The 12,743-nt window shown below is 58.5% G+C and carries 18 protein-coding genes and 2 tRNA genes; 3 read left to right on the plus strand and 17 right to left on the minus strand.

The window, feature by feature from the left end:
• Positions 1 to 136: 136 nt before the first annotated feature.
• From GOV80_RS18110 to GOV80_RS18135, 6 genes are all read right to left on the minus strand, one after another.
• Positions 137 to 211 (minus strand) — tRNA-Phe (locus tag GOV80_RS18110).
• Positions 212 to 290: 79 nt separating this feature from the next.
• Positions 291 to 473 carry a DNA gyrase inhibitor YacG gene (locus tag GOV80_RS18115; RefSeq protein WP_170786818.1) on the minus strand — a complete coding sequence of 61 codons (183 nt, stop codon included), beginning with the start codon at positions 471 to 473 and terminating at the stop codon, positions 291 to 293.
• Entirely contained in the window at positions 470 to 1,492 is a 1,023-nt protein-coding gene (locus tag GOV80_RS18120; protein ID WP_170786819.1) for a ribonuclease E/G, read from the minus strand. The genes GOV80_RS18115 and GOV80_RS18120 overlap by 4 nt, the downstream gene beginning before the upstream one ends.
• On the minus strand, positions 1,489 to 2,067 hold the full coding sequence (locus tag GOV80_RS18125; RefSeq protein ID WP_170786821.1) for a Maf family protein: 579 nt from the start codon (positions 2,065 to 2,067) through the stop codon (positions 1,489 to 1,491). The genes GOV80_RS18120 and GOV80_RS18125 overlap by 4 nt, the downstream gene beginning before the upstream one ends.
• A gap of 11 nt (positions 2,068 to 2,078) precedes the next feature.
• Positions 2,079 to 2,297: a translation initiation factor IF-1 gene (gene infA, locus GOV80_RS18130; protein ID WP_005978431.1), complete on the minus strand. Its 219-nt coding sequence runs from the start codon at positions 2,295 to 2,297 to the stop codon at positions 2,079 to 2,081.
• Positions 2,298 to 2,384: 87 nt separating this feature from the next.
• Positions 2,385 to 3,263, minus strand: a complete 879-nt coding sequence (locus GOV80_RS18135; protein WP_170786822.1) for a carbon-nitrogen hydrolase family protein — start codon at positions 3,261 to 3,263, stop codon at positions 2,385 to 2,387.
• Between the two features lie 138 nt (positions 3,264 to 3,401).
• Between GOV80_RS18135 and GOV80_RS18140 the strand changes: the two genes are divergently transcribed.
• The gene (locus GOV80_RS18140; protein WP_170774005.1) at positions 3,402 to 3,617 is read left to right on the plus strand and encodes a hypothetical protein; all 216 of its coding nucleotides are present in this window, start codon (positions 3,402 to 3,404) and stop codon (positions 3,615 to 3,617) included.
• A gap of 15 nt (positions 3,618 to 3,632) precedes the next feature.
• On the opposite strand, the gene GOV80_RS18145 is transcribed toward GOV80_RS18140, so the two are convergent.
• The 10 genes from GOV80_RS18145 to GOV80_RS18190 all read right to left on the minus strand — a co-directional run bounded on the left by GOV80_RS18145 (position 3,633) and on the right by GOV80_RS18190 (position 10,247).
• Positions 3,633 to 4,232: a GNAT family N-acetyltransferase gene (locus tag GOV80_RS18145; protein WP_170786823.1), complete on the minus strand. Its 600-nt coding sequence runs from the start codon at positions 4,230 to 4,232 to the stop codon at positions 3,633 to 3,635.
• Positions 4,225 to 4,623 carry a ketosteroid isomerase-related protein gene (locus GOV80_RS18150; protein ID WP_170786825.1) on the minus strand — a complete coding sequence of 133 codons (399 nt, stop codon included), beginning with the start codon at positions 4,621 to 4,623 and terminating at the stop codon, positions 4,225 to 4,227. The genes GOV80_RS18145 and GOV80_RS18150 overlap by 8 nt, the downstream gene beginning before the upstream one ends.
• Before the next feature lie 2 nt (positions 4,624 to 4,625).
• Positions 4,626 to 5,078 (minus strand): arsenate-mycothiol transferase ArsC, encoded by a 453-nt coding sequence (locus GOV80_RS18155; protein WP_170353273.1) that lies wholly within the window; start codon positions 5,076 to 5,078, stop codon positions 4,626 to 4,628.
• A gap of 3 nt (positions 5,079 to 5,081) precedes the next feature.
• Positions 5,082 to 5,561, minus strand: a complete 480-nt coding sequence (locus tag GOV80_RS18160; RefSeq protein WP_170786826.1) for a UPF0262 family protein — start codon at positions 5,559 to 5,561, stop codon at positions 5,082 to 5,084.
• A gap of 76 nt (positions 5,562 to 5,637) precedes the next feature.
• Entirely contained in the window at positions 5,638 to 6,435 is a 798-nt protein-coding gene (locus GOV80_RS18165; RefSeq protein WP_170786828.1) for a glycosyltransferase family 32 protein, read from the minus strand.
• A 35-nt stretch (positions 6,436 to 6,470) separates the two neighbouring features.
• Positions 6,471 to 7,772: a histidinol dehydrogenase gene (gene hisD, locus GOV80_RS18170; protein WP_170786830.1), complete on the minus strand. Its 1,302-nt coding sequence runs from the start codon at positions 7,770 to 7,772 to the stop codon at positions 6,471 to 6,473.
• Positions 7,773 to 7,793: 21 nt separating this feature from the next.
• Entirely contained in the window at positions 7,794 to 8,264 is a 471-nt protein-coding gene (locus GOV80_RS18175; RefSeq protein ID WP_237215917.1) for a GNAT family N-acetyltransferase, read from the minus strand.
• 79 nt (positions 8,265 to 8,343) lie between these two features.
• A complete protein-coding gene (locus GOV80_RS18180) occupies positions 8,344 to 8,820 on the minus strand; it encodes a DUF2948 family protein (protein ID WP_170773990.1) in 477 nt (158 codons plus the stop codon).
• Entirely contained in the window at positions 8,817 to 10,085 is a 1,269-nt protein-coding gene (murA, locus tag GOV80_RS18185; RefSeq protein WP_170786831.1) for a UDP-N-acetylglucosamine 1-carboxyvinyltransferase, read from the minus strand. Before murA ends, GOV80_RS18180 begins: the two co-directional genes overlap by 4 nt.
• 6 nt (positions 10,086 to 10,091) lie before the next feature.
• Positions 10,092 to 10,247 carry a hypothetical protein gene (locus tag GOV80_RS18190; protein ID WP_170773985.1) on the minus strand — a complete coding sequence of 52 codons (156 nt, stop codon included), beginning with the start codon at positions 10,245 to 10,247 and terminating at the stop codon, positions 10,092 to 10,094.
• Positions 10,248 to 10,330: 83 nt separating this feature from the next.
• Here GOV80_RS18190 and GOV80_RS18195 point away from each other — a divergent pair.
• Positions 10,331 to 10,405, plus strand: a tRNA-Thr gene (locus tag GOV80_RS18195).
• Between the two features lie 183 nt (positions 10,406 to 10,588).
• The gene (locus GOV80_RS18200; protein ID WP_170786832.1) at positions 10,589 to 11,662 is read left to right on the plus strand and encodes an acyltransferase family protein; all 1,074 of its coding nucleotides are present in this window, start codon (positions 10,589 to 10,591) and stop codon (positions 11,660 to 11,662) included.
• A 9-nt stretch (positions 11,663 to 11,671) separates the two neighbouring features.
• Here GOV80_RS18200 and GOV80_RS18205 read toward each other — a convergent pair whose 3' ends face one another.
• The gene (locus GOV80_RS18205) at positions 11,672 to 12,178 is read right to left on the minus strand and encodes a hypothetical protein (protein WP_170786834.1); all 507 of its coding nucleotides are present in this window, start codon (positions 12,176 to 12,178) and stop codon (positions 11,672 to 11,674) included.
• Positions 12,179 to 12,743 lie beyond the last annotated feature (565 nt).

The following is a 12,743-nucleotide window of genomic DNA, read 5'->3' on the forward strand; positions in this document are numbered from 1 at the left end:
CGGACCGCAACCGGATCACGATGGAAGCACTAGAAAAGGAGAACGAACGCAGATCGAGAGTTGTCAAACCCTTCAAAAAAACTGTCAAACCATGAAAGGCTCAAAATTGAATATTGATAAAAATCAATCGCTTGAATGGTGCCCGGGGGCGGAATCGAACCACCGACACGAGGATTTTCAATCCACTGCTCTACCCCTGAGCTACCCGGGCACGGGAACGGCGACTGCCGTTGGGTGGAGGCGTTCTATGACTTGCCACTGGCAGTGTCCAGAGCCTTTTTTACATTTTTTCAATGCGGACGCGAACGACCGGTTTCGTCGACTTCGGTATCCGCCTCAGCGTTCTCTTCACGTTGCGACGGCACAGCGTAAGAACCGTTCAGCCACTTGGCAAGATCGACATCCGCGCAGCGCTTCGAGCAAAACGGGCGGTATGTGGCAACAGTGTCTTCACCGCAGATCGGACAGCTCATTTCAAAACCTCGCTCAGCGGCAGCCGGGCCCGTTTGCGCTGCAATTCGAAATGCCCTAACGGCGTCCAGCCTGCCAGTGTGGTTTCGATCGGGTCGGACTTGAAGGCGGCGCGCAGAGCGGACTCGAACCCTCGGCGGTCCTTCTTGGGCATTGGTGCCAGATCGAGCGTGATCTGCCCTCCTAAACCTCGCACACGCAAGGCGCGGGCCAGCGTTTTGGCGCAGGCGAAATTAGCCTTGGTTCCAGCTGCCAAGGATGTATCAACGCCGGTATTGACGTCAACGGCGACCAGCGCGCGGGTGGGCTGGATGAACAGGTGCCCCCCGCCGGGCAAAGGCTCAGAAATGCCGCTGGCCGTGTCCAATGCCTCCAGCACGCCATGGGTGCCGAAACTACCTGCGCGGGTTTCGACCTCGGCCGGGTCGGTCCAGTCGCGCCAGGCCAGAACATGAGGGCCGTCGCCTTCAAGCAGCAGTTCCGGCTCGGTTCCAGGGTCGTTCACCACTGCGTCCGCGTGGGCCAGCATGGCGCTGATATCTTCGGCAATTTCGCCCGCGTCCTCACCGGCGCAGCACGAGCGCAGGATCAGACCGTAATCGCTGCCTTCCATCACCTCATGCGCTATCTCAAGCAGGCGGTCACGCTCATCCTCATCGCGAATCGAGCGCGAGATGTTCAGACCGGGCGCATCCGGAGTGACAATCGCGTAGCGACTTTTGAACAGAACACGGTCGGTCACAGGCAAGGCTTTGCCCGGTTCGGCATAGCCCGTCACCTGCACCAGCAGCAGCGCACCGGGGGCAAGCCCCTTGACCTGCCGCAGAAACGCGGGGCCGTTGGGCGTAGACAGGAACATGCCGCCCTGCCCTTTTACCGGCCGATCCGCGCGGGCGCGGTAGATCGTGCCCGGTGCAGGCGCATCGGCGGCGATCAGGAAATCATCCAGCTTGCCGTCGACCATCAGTGCCGCAGCCTCACGACCCTTGATATGATCCAGAACGATGGTGCGACCCTTCATGTTGCCTCACGATACAGGGGATAGCCGATGCCTTGCAAAAGGGCGGCGGTTTCAGACAAGGGCAGGCCCACGATACCGGTGAACGATCCCGAAATCCACGGGATGAATGCGCCAGCGGGGCCTTGGATGGCGTATGCGCCCGCCTTTCCCTGCCAGTCTCCGGTCGCCAGATAGGCGTTGATCTCAACATCCGACAGGCGTTTGACCTTGACCTGAGAGACCACGTCGCGTTGCAGTACCCGATCCCCGCGTCGCACCGCGACCGAGGTGATTACCCGGTGACGACGCCCGGACAGTGCATGCAGAAACTCGACCGCCTCGCCTGCGTTTTCGGGTTTGCCCAGAATTCGACGGCCCAGCGCCACGGTTGTATCCGCGCATAAAGTGATATCGTCACTATCCGCCTGCACCGCCTGCACTTTTTCGCGCGTGATGCGGCAGCAATAGGGAACCGGAAGTTCGCCCTTCAGGGGCGCTTCGTCGATGTCAGGGGGGCGGATCGCATCGGGCTGCACGCCAAGCTGAGCCAACAGGTCCAGCCGCCTTGGGCTGCCCGATCCGAGGATAAACGCCATGAGATAGGGCGTTACTTGAAGCGATAGTTGATCCGACCCTTGGTCAGATCATAGGGGGTCATCTCGACCTGAACTTTGTCGCCAGCCAGAACACGGATGCGGTTCTTGCGCATCTTGCCTGCCGTATGTGCGATGATCTCATGGCCGTTTTCCAGCTCGACCCGAAACGTCGCATTAGGCAGGAGTTCCTTCACGACACCGGGAAATTCGAGCGTATCTTCCTTGGCCATGTTGTCTCCACATTTACGTTGCACTCGCAGAATCTGCGAGGATGTGCGCTTAAATGAGCCTATTTCGGGCTTATTTCAAGGCCGGAATCACGAAAGAGCAGAGATTGTGACCGATTCGACTCGGGGCGTTTGCTCATCCCAATGGGTTCGGTTCAGCACATGGCCATCGGCGCGGACCTCTGCAATGGCCGACAGATCGATATCCGCGTAAGTCCAGCCGGGCTGGTTCAACTGTCCTTCAGCCAATACGCCGGTGCCGGGGAACCCTTTGTCCGGCGGGCCGAAGATGCCACCGGTGCCTGTGTTCATATCCACGGCCTCGGACCACTCATTCTTACCAACCAGCGACGCCATGACCGTCACACACTGGTTTTCCAGCGCACGCGCCATCGCACCGATCCGCACCCGCCAATAGCCCGAGAGTGCCTCGGTGCATGAAGGTACAAGGATCAGATCCGCGTCATTGAGCGCGTGACCCAGTAGGGGAAATTCGCTGTCATAGCAGATAAGAACGCCGATCTTGCCCAGCTTGGTGTCGAACAGTTTCAACGGGCCGCCGGGGGCGATATCCCAAGCCTCACGCTCGAACCGGGTCATGATTTGCTTGTCTTGGTGATCCTGCTGGCCATCAGGCGCAAAAAGCGCCGCTCGGTTCACCGGGCGGCCCGGCCCATCCACAACCGGCGCAGACGCGCCCAGAATATAGGTGCCATATTCGCGCGCCAGCCGTTGATGCAGGGCCTGCGCATCTGCCATCCGGTCCGACACCGCGCGGATCGAACGTTCCAGATCACCTGCCACATCGGCCCCGTCCAATGTCGACAGCTCCATCGCGCCATATTCTGGAAAGACCAGCAACTCGGCCTCCTGCCCGGCGGCCTCGCTGACCCAGCGGTTCAGCTTGTCCTCATACTGCGCCCAACTGTCGAGCCAGTCGAGGTCATAGGCGGCGGTTGCGACTTTCATGGGCTGCGTCCTTCAGCATTGGATTGGAGCGACCCTAGGACAGGATCGCGCGATATGTATAGACCCGGCCGAGATCCGACGGGAAAGTGAATTGGCTTACCGGCCCAGACTTGGTTCAATAGGGTCAGGAGGATCACCATGCAAAACCCCGAAAGCTTCGAAAAGTTCTATTTCGCCAAGGTCGGTATGGGCGAGGCCTGCGGCTGCGCTGAGCGTGTCATTGACGTGTTCGAATTCAATCGCAAAGGCGGGGCACAGACAAAATCCGAGGTTCGACTGGAAAAACCCAAACGCCGGTCCTTTCGCGGATGGGCGGTGAAGTACGGCCTTCTCAGCCGCAAACAGACACGCTGAGACCGAACGGGGCAGCTACGCGTTCAGATCCCTGATCCAGAACTGCAACGGTTTCTGCGTCTCGCCGTCTTCTCCTATATCCTTCCACGAAAACTGCGCCACGACACCGGGTAGGGGTTCATACCCGCGTGCCCGCCAGAACGCATCCAAAGCCCTATAGCTTTCTGGTCGCATCGGATGGTCGACAGGGCGCTGCACACTGCAAAAGGCGCATTTCGTAAAGCCCAAAGCGCGCGCGTGGGCTTCGCGTTGATCGAAGAATTTATGACCAACACCCTGCCCCCGGTAGTCCGGCAGCAGAACAGATTCGGCGCAATAGAAAACATCTGACAAACCCACACCTGACCCGTCAAAGGCCGCAGCAAAATCTTCGGCATGATCGGCCAGAGGCGCACCGGTTGAGGCCCCGATCAGACGGTCGCCGTCAAAGGCCCCTACCACGATGGATCGGGCACTGTCGCGGTAGGCTTGCAGGTATTTCCGCTCATAGCCCAGATCCCCATCATAGAGATAGGGCCACGCGTGAAACACATTGATGCGCAACCGGGCCACATCGTCCAGAGCGGCCTCAAGCGCCGCTCCGGTCAGGGGGCGGACGTCTGTGACCTCAGCCACAGGACACCTGTTTGGTCCAGTCGGCCAGGTTGTAAAAGGTGGTCACGCGAGTGATCTTGCCGTCTTGCAGATCAAAAAACGATCCGGCGGGCAGGCGGTAGGTCTGACCATGCGCCTCGGGCAGACCCTCATCTGTTTCCAGATAGGTACCATTCACGATGAACTCGGCCGCCGCACGAGTGCCGCCTTGGGCGTCGAACACCACGATGTCGGTCAGGTTTTCACGGTAGCAGCGGTTCATGTGGGCGCAGAAGGCGGCGAATTTCTCTTTGCCGACGCGAATCTGGCCTTCGTTCACATGGTGGGCCACGTCGTCGGACAGGCAGGCCAGCATGCCATCAACGTCACCTGCGTTGAAGGCTTTGAAATAGGTTTCGACGGTCTGGTTCATGGTCACTCCGTTGGTTCGCCCCAGCGGTCCTTCAGATGTTTGATGATCTGATCGCGGGTCTGTCGGTAGTGCGTTAGCTTGTCTTCACGACTTTCGCCCAGTCCGGTAGGGTCCATTATTGGCCAATAATCGACATCCAGATGAAAAATACGGGTCAAATCCAACGCTCGCCTTTGGCTGGCGGGTGACAACGCGACGATCAGGTCGAACGAGCTGAGGTCATCGCCCCATTCCTGCATCTCGTCGAAGGAACGCGACCTGTGTCGCGAAAGCTCAACGCCGATTTCCTGGCAGACGGCGACGCAGAAACCGTCGATCTCCAGATCGTTATGGACACCGGCAGATTGCACATAGGTACCGGTGCCGTAGAACTTTTTCATGATGCCTTCGGCCATCGGGGACCGAACCGAGTTGTGGTCGCAACAGAACAGAATGGACTGCGGCAGAGACGTCACCCGTCAGCCCCCAAAGTGCAATACGCAAATCAGCGTGAACAGACGGCGGGCGGTGTCGGTGTCAATTTCGGCCTTACCTTCCAGCCTATCTTGCAGGACCCGGCTGCCTTCGTTGTGAATGCCCCGCCGCGCCATATCGATGGTTTCGATCTGACTGGGTGGCAGCGATTTCACCGCGTCGAAATAGCTTTCGCATATCTGGAAATAGTCTTTTACCACCTGCTTGAACGGGCCCAGCGACAGGTGGAATTCGGCGGCTTTTTCCTCGGTCTCGGTGGCGATATCGAAAACCAGCCGTTTGTCCCGGATGGACAGTTGCAGATGATAGGGGCCGTCAGGCACCACGCGATCGTCGCGCGCGGGCAGCGCAAAGGAGTTCTCCTCCAGCAGATCATAGATCGCGACCTTGCGCTCCTGCTCGATCTCGGGTGTCGGCGGGGGCAGGTTTCGGTCATCCAGTTCTATGTGCGAAATGCGGGTCATGCGTACGTGGTCCATTCAGGTCGGGTCAGACTTATCGCAAGAAAATTGAATGAGCAACGCGGCCCTGTGGCTTTTGTCACAGCGGATACAGGGACGGGTCAATCGCATGTTTGCGCAACAAGGTGTCGACCAAAGATCCGGAATTGATCTCCCGGTCCTTGAATATCTTTCGAAACCACGACCCAAAGAAATGGATGGACATTTTGCTTTGCCAATCCAGAAATTCCAGCTTGGACATATCAGGCTCGTTCCACAGACCGCGATGCCGGAGTGGAACGGCGTAAAGCTCGACTCTCGCCAAGCTCATGTCATGCTCTGGCGTCCCATAAAGGCTGTGGAAAAACAGCGGCGGCCCAAGCGTTGACAAAGGCAGGCTCCAGTAGGTGGATTGCCCGTAAATGTCCCGATAGGCGTGCTTTCTGTCATCCGACCACCAGAACGGCACGAGGTCGCTGTCGAAAGCGAAATCGCACATCTTCTTCAAAGCCGGGCTGTCGCTGGGCAGAGCCACAACCCCGTTCATCATCCGCTGCCGTGCCAGATTGGCTTTGGGAAACAAATACCCGTCACGGGTCTCGAACGGCCGTACCGCATAGGCATCCGCGTCCACCCAGATATAGTCGGTCTGCTGCATCAGTTTCAGGCGAAACAGATCGGCGTGGACTGCCACCGAGCGCATGATCGGGTCGCGGTAGATCTCGGGTGTGTCAAAGATTTCCCGCGCATCGCGGGCCTCGATATAGTCCGGGATATCCTCGAGATCGCCGTAGTGATAGACGATGGGCGTCTGGTCCACATCCGCGAAGGATTTAAGGCACAGGTGTTCAAGAAAGCTGAACCGTTTGCCGATCCACAAGGTTGCTACGCGTTCCAAACTGCCCTCCACCTGATATCTGTTGGTTCGCGCCTTTAGTCGTTCAGACGATCCAGACGGGCCGTGACGGACAGGCCATGAGCTTCAAGGCTTTCAGACCGCGCCAGTTGCGCCGCAGCAGGACCGATGGCGCGCAGCGCGGCGGGGGTCATCTGGGACAGCGTGGTGCGTTTGACAAAATCCATCACGCTCAACCCAGAAGAAAACCGCGCCGAGCGCGCGGTGGGCAGCACGTGATTGGGGCCGCCAACATAGTCGCCGATGGCCTCGGGTGTGTATTGGCCCAGAAATATGGCGCCCGCGTGGACGGTTTTTGCGCTCAGCGCCACTGGGTCAGCAACGCAGAGTTCAAGATGCTCGGGGGCGATGCGGTTCGACAGCGCGGCGGCCTCATCCAGATCGCGCGCGGTGATCACTGCGCCAAAATCGCGCCAGCTTGCGCCTGCGATGGCGCGGCGCTCGAGCGTCTCAAGGCGCTTGTCCACGGCAGCGGCAACCGACCGACCGAAAGCTGCATCATCAGTGATCAGGATCGACTGCGCACTTTCGTCATGTTCCGCCTGACTCAGCAAGTCCAGTGCGATCCAGTCGGGGTCGTTATCCTTATCGGCGATCACCAGAATTTCAGAGGGGCCCGCGATCATGTCAATGCCCACCTTGCCAAACACCCGCCGCTTTGCCGCCGCGACAAAGGCGTTGCCCGGACCTGTAATCTTGTCCACCGGGGCGATGCTGTCAGTACCATAAGCCAGAGCCGCAATCGCCTGCGCCCCACCTACGCGATAAATCGTATCCACCCCCGACAGCTGCGCGGCCAGTAGGACCAAGGGGTTCACCACCCCATCCGGCGTGGGCACGGCAATCGCCAGACGCTCAACCCCCGCCACTTTGGCCGGAATCGCATTCATCAAGACCGACGAAGGGTAAGAGGCCAGCCCGCCCGGCACATAAAGCCCGGCCGCCGACACGGCCGACCAACGCCAGCCCAGCGTGGCCCCGGCCTCATCCGTCCATTCGTGATCGGCGGGCATTTGCTTTTCGTGATAGGCCCGGATGCGCGCCGCAGCCAGTTCCAGCGCGGCGCGATCTTCATCCGTGACCTCAGCCACTGCCGCCGCGATCTCATTAGCCGAAAACGCCAAAGTATCGGGGGTCAGTTCCAGCCGGTCGAATTTGGCCGTCAGCTCAATCACCGCCGCGTCGCCGCGCGCGCGCACGTCCTGAATGATCTCGGCCACAACCGCATCCACGTCGGGGCTGTCTTCGCGCTTGGCCGACAACAGCGCTGCAAAGGCGGTTTCGAAATCGGTCGAGCTTGTCTCAAGGAAAACTGGCATCGTCTTGCACTCCGGGGCGTTTCATCGGGACATATCGCCCGAGGGGAAGGGCCTCAACCCTTCGTCGGCCGGGTGCAGCGATTTGCGCATCGGATATTGCAGGACGCCCTGCCATTCTTCGGCCTCACCCGCATCCTTCCAGCCGAACCGGCGATAAAATTCCCGTGCCGTCGCAGTGGCATAAACATGGGCCACCGCACACCCTTGATCGACCAATTCACTTTCCAGCCGGATCAACAGGGCCAAACCGACGCCGCGCCGCACATAGGCTGGATCGACATAGAGCAGCGACACTTCCGAACGGTTGTGCAGCCCGCCGACCCCGGCCACCTGTCCGTCAATCTCGGCCAGCCAAAGCTGCGCGCCGGACTGTATCCAGCGCCGGATCGTCTGCGGATCCTTGTTGGCCGTCCAGGCCGCCAGCAGCGCGGGCTGCTTGTGATGGTCTGCCGCACAAAGATAGGTGATCGAGCGGATCAGAGCGCGGCTCATCTGGAACACATCGAACACGGTCGCACGGCGCAAAACCAGGCCTGTGGAAGGCCCGGAAAACGCTTGCGCTATGCCCCGTTTATTCCGGATGATGCGGCGCCTGCCCAGACGGTGCCTGATAGGGCCGCGTGACGTCCTTGAGGGACACATCCACAGCCTCGACCAGCAATCGGATCGCGCCATCCCCAGCCAGAGTCAGTACCACGCGGCCTGCCCCATCTTCGCCGGGCTCAAAATCAATCGACAAGAGGGACATCACCATATCCTTGTCGCTGCGGTCGATCCCCTGACTTGCCACCGACAGCACCGAGTCGAACACCAGCACCGACTGTACCCGTTCAAACGGGCGGTCGCGCAGGGTGGCGGCGTCTTTGTCCTCCCACCGAAAGCGGTTCAACAGCAGGCCAAAGCGGCGTTGGGATGGCCGCCAAGTCATCTCGGTTATGGGAAACACCGCGTCCTGTGTCAGGGTCGAGATCACCTGCAGGTCATCTGCATCCTCGGCACCAAGATTCAGCGGGGCCTCGCGCCCGTCATGGAAACTTGCGTCTGTCATTGGCCTTTGATCCGTTCAATCTTTGCACCCACGCCTTCCAGCTTGCGCACCACATGTTCATAGCCACGATCCAGATGATAGACCCGGCTAACCGTCGTCTCACCTTCGGCCGCCAAACCGGCCAGAATCAACGAAACCGAGGCCCGCAGATCGGTCGCCATCACAGGCGCGCCTTTCAAACGTTCGACGCCCGTTACCGTGGCCGTGCCGCCATGTACCTCGATATTGGCCCCCATTCGTACCAGTTCAGGGGCGTGCATAAAGCGATTCTCAAAGATACGCTCTTCAAGAACGGACACACCTTCGGCAGTACACATCAGCGCCATCATTTGCGCCTGTAAATCCGTGGGGAAACCAGGGAAGGGTTCCGTGACCACATCCACCGACCGAACACGCCCGTTCTTGCGCGCGACCATCAGACCATTTGCGGTTTCCGTCACGCTGACACCCGCTGCTTCCAGCTTTTCGGCAAAAGACGCAATCAGCGACATCCGCCCGCCCAGCAACTCGACCTCACCGCCGCAGATCGCCGGGGCCAGCATATAGGTGCCCAGTTCGATCCGGTCAGTGACAACCTGATGGGTCGCGCCGTGCAAACGGTCGACGCCCTGAATTTCGATGGTCGAGCTCCCCTCGCCTGAAATCTGCGCGCCCATCTTGCGCAGGCATTCGACCAGATCAACGATCTCGGGCTCGCGCGCTGCGTTTTTCAGGACGGTGGTACCTTTGGCCAGCGTGGCCGCCATCACAATGTTCTCAGTCGCCCCGACCGAAGCAAAACGCATCTCATGCACCGCGCCTTTCAACCCACCGGGGGCCTTGGCGTGCAGGTACCCGTCTTTCAGTTCGATCTCGGCGCCTAGCGCTTCAAGCCCTTCCACATGCAGATCCATCGGGCGCGCACCGATCGCACAGCCACCGGGCAGCGACACGACCGCCTGCCCGAACCGCGCCAGCAAAGGTCCCAGCACAAGGTTCGAGGCCCGCATCTTGCGCACGATGTCATAATCCGCCGTCTGACTGGTCAGATCATGGCTGGACATGGCAATCACCTGCCCGTCCTGCAACGACGACACCTCGGCCCCCAGCGATTGCAGTAGGGCGGTCATGGTCTTGATATCGCTCAGACGCGGCGCGTTGGTCAGCGTCAGCGGTTCATCGCTGAGCAGCGTTGCGGGCATCAGCGTCAAACACGCGTTTTTAGCCCCTGCAATCGGGATCTGACCGTTTAGCGGCCCGTTACCCGTTACCAGAATCGAATCCATTTGCTCTTATCCCTCGTCCTTATCGGCCTTGCCCCCAGCGACCGCCCGCGCCTTGGCCTGCGCCTTGCGCCGCGCCATGTTTGCCTTCAGCGCGGCCTTCAGCCGCTCTTCGCGCGCATCACTGGGTTTGCCTTGTTTTTTTGGTGAATTTTTTTCCGTCATGATCTTTCTCTACAGGAGGCGAAAAAAACCGTCCAGACACCCTTGCGCCGCGTTTCGTTTGAGTCTAATCACCCGCCCACAGCGCTGCTGTAGCTCAGAGGTAGAGCACTCCCTTGGTAAGGGAGAGGTCGAGAGTTCAATTCTCTCCAGCAGCACCATTCCCAAATTACTGATTTTCAATACTCGTCTCGCTGCTGCGGCACCGCTGGCCAATTGCCCTCGGCACCAACAGTGTTGACTCGGCCCAACGCGGCATGGGACCCTTCGCCATTGTGTTCATAAGCTTCCCATTTCAGGTGGCATTTCTCTGTAACCTTGTGTGCAGGTTCGGGAGTTAAAGAGTGACTGATATTCGTTCCGACAATAGCAACGCGGCCCCAACGCAACCCTTGGTAGGGCGCTTGGGCTGGATTGATGCGGTAAAAGGCCTGACGATCATTTTCGTGGTTCTACACCATTCTATCGCCGGGTTCCGGTTCGACCCGACCTTCCCCGAATGGATCAGAACCTTCAACTACAGCCTCGATCCCGTGCGCATGCCCCTGTTCTTTCTGGTAGCCGGGCTGTTTGCCAAAAAGGCTATCGACGGCCCCGCAGACAAGTTCATCCGCGGCAAGGTGATCTATTTCCTCTATTTCTACCTTCTGTGGTCCATGATCATCTTCACCTTTCGGTTTGGACTGAACGCTATTACCAATTCGACCACCTATTGGTGGGAAATCCTGATAATCCCCTGGGACCCGCTGCCGACGATCTGGTTTCTCTACGCCCTCATGCTGTCTTTCGTAATATTGCGCCTGCTGCGCGGCGTTCCCCCGGTCTATATTGTCGGGTTTGCGGCCATCATACAGGCGCAGTTCCTGCTGAATGTCTGGCCCGAAGGCGTGGTCGTCATCGCCGATAAACTGGCCAAGCTGTTCGTCTATTTCGCGATCGGAGTATATGCGTCTGAATGGATCAGATCTTCGGCGGTCAAGGCGCGCGCGCTACCGGTGATCGCATTGTGGATCGGGTTCCTCGGGCTCAGCATCGCTGCGCTGTCGGGAGGATTCGAGAAACTTCCTCTGGTCTACTTTTCCCTATCGGCCCTGTCCGCCTCGGCAATCATTGGAACGGTAGTTCTGGCCTCGAACGCGGGTAAGGCCAAGTGGTTGGTTACAATCGGAAGTTTCAGCCTGTATATCTACCTCACCCATTTCCTTCCCGTGGCAGGGACGCGCATCATTCTATCCAAAATTTTGGGTATTACCGAGCCGCTGGTGGTGATCCCGCTTTCGGTTCTGGCGGCGCTAGTGTTCGGAATCGTCTTCTGTAAAGTGCTGACAGGATCAAGACTCCAATGGCTGATCAAAGTGCCTGATCGAGTGTTGAACCGCACGCTTTCTCTGCCGTTCGGAACCGCAACCCGGACCTGAAGAACCAGTCTAGTTCAAGCGCCCGGATGCGGCCAAAGCACCGGCCAGAGCGCTCTCGATCTCTTTGGGAAAGTCACGGCCTTTCTTATGCAATCCTGCCGCGACCCAGCCCACCATATGGCCTCGTGCACCAATGCCATTTGCGCGCACTTCGGTCGGGCAGGTCTGTTCCTTCTGAACCAGGGTCACCGCTTTTTCGACCTCGTGATCGGACAAAACCATTTTGACAGCGCTGATGATATCCATCGACATCTGAAGAGTCTGATGTTCCATCCTGTGCGCCGCGCCCGACAAAAGCCGGGTACAAAAGGCCGATAGGAAATACCAACGAAAGATCGAAAACACCCGATCCTGGAACTCGGTCGGGTGCTCTTGGGTGACCCTCGCTGTCTGTGCAATCCGTTCGAAAGCTGCCTCAGCCGCCTGAGAGGCTCGGCAAATCTGTGCCTCGCGCGACGTCACAGACGCAGCGATCAAAGCAGACGGGACAGCGGTACCAGCGGTTCCTAAGTTCATAATCGTCCTCCAGCTCTAACTCCTGCTGAAGACATGGGTACATCCAAAAACATTCGATTGTGATTTTTCGCCAAAAATTCCCTAAAGTGTTAAATGACTGTCTTCACGAAAATGTCACAGAAAGGCATTTAACGCAAACATTAGCTGCATCAGACGTCGGTCAATTCCCACCAAGTAGATTTCATGTCGCACAACAAATTAAGGCAAATCTGCAATTTGTTTCCAAATTGGCTCTTAAAATGGACATGTTCTGACAATAGTTCTGCCCATTTCGCCGGATACTGATGATCAATCCCGCAATTCAGTTGACCAGTATTGTTGTAACGAGGGGGTACGAGCGGGAATAGGGGGTGAGCGCCTGCCAAGCCCGACTCGCCCAAGGGCAGGCCAGCTCCCCCCGCATGCAGATCTTTCATCAGTTTCAGAAACCGTCTGAAAAGCTGCACCACAGAGGTCGCTGCTTTGCCAGATCGCCTGTCAACGACAGGCACATCCGCCTGTTTCGTTCCACTTTTTCACGGCCTTGAGTGAGGTCGTGACATGAAAAACGCCGCCCCAATTTGGG

The organism is Ruegeria lacuscaerulensis (assembly GCF_013034685.1).
Classification (GTDB): Bacteria; Pseudomonadota; Alphaproteobacteria; order Rhodobacterales; family Rhodobacteraceae; genus Ruegeria; species Ruegeria lacuscaerulensis_B.

Bases quoted from the DNA above. Each gene is read 5' to 3' on its own strand.
- hisD (WP_170786830.1), bottom strand. From the start codon at position 7,772: ATGCCAGTTTTCCTTGAGACAAGCTCGACCGATTTCGAAACCGCCTTT.
- GOV80_RS18150 (WP_170786825.1), bottom strand. From the start codon at position 4,623: ATGAACCAGACCGTCGAAACCTATTTCAAAGCCTTCAACGCAGGTGAC.
- GOV80_RS18140 (WP_170774005.1), top strand. From the start codon at position 3,402: ATGCAAAACCCCGAAAGCTTCGAAAAGTTCTATTTCGCCAAGGTCGGT.
- GOV80_RS18180 (WP_170773990.1), bottom strand. From the start codon at position 8,820: ATGACAGACGCAAGTTTCCATGACGGGCGCGAGGCCCCGCTGAATCTT.
- GOV80_RS18160 (WP_170786826.1), bottom strand. From the start codon at position 5,561: ATGACCCGCATTTCGCACATAGAACTGGATGACCGAAACCTGCCCCCG.
- GOV80_RS18175 (WP_237215917.1), bottom strand. From the start codon at position 8,264: ATGAGCCGCGCTCTGATCCGCTCGATCACCTATCTTTGTGCGGCAGAC.
- GOV80_RS18120 (WP_170786819.1), bottom strand. From the start codon at position 1,492: ATGAAGGGTCGCACCATCGTTCTGGATCATATCAAGGGTCGTGAGGCT.
- infA (WP_005978431.1), bottom strand. From the start codon at position 2,297: ATGGCCAAGGAAGATACGCTCGAATTTCCCGGTGTCGTGAAGGAACTC.
- GOV80_RS18205 (WP_170786834.1), bottom strand. From the start codon at position 12,178: ATGAACTTAGGAACCGCTGGTACCGCTGTCCCGTCTGCTTTGATCGCT.
- GOV80_RS18135 (WP_170786822.1), bottom strand. From the start codon at position 3,263: ATGAAAGTCGCAACCGCCGCCTATGACCTCGACTGGCTCGACAGTTGG.
- GOV80_RS18125 (WP_170786821.1), bottom strand. From the start codon at position 2,067: ATGGCGTTTATCCTCGGATCGGGCAGCCCAAGGCGGCTGGACCTGTTG.
- GOV80_RS18190 (WP_170773985.1), bottom strand. From the start codon at position 10,247: ATGACGGAAAAAAATTCACCAAAAAAACAAGGCAAACCCAGTGATGCG.
- murA (WP_170786831.1), bottom strand. From the start codon at position 10,085: ATGGATTCGATTCTGGTAACGGGTAACGGGCCGCTAAACGGTCAGATC.
- GOV80_RS18115 (WP_170786818.1), bottom strand. From the start codon at position 473: ATGAGCTGTCCGATCTGCGGTGAAGACACTGTTGCCACATACCGCCCG.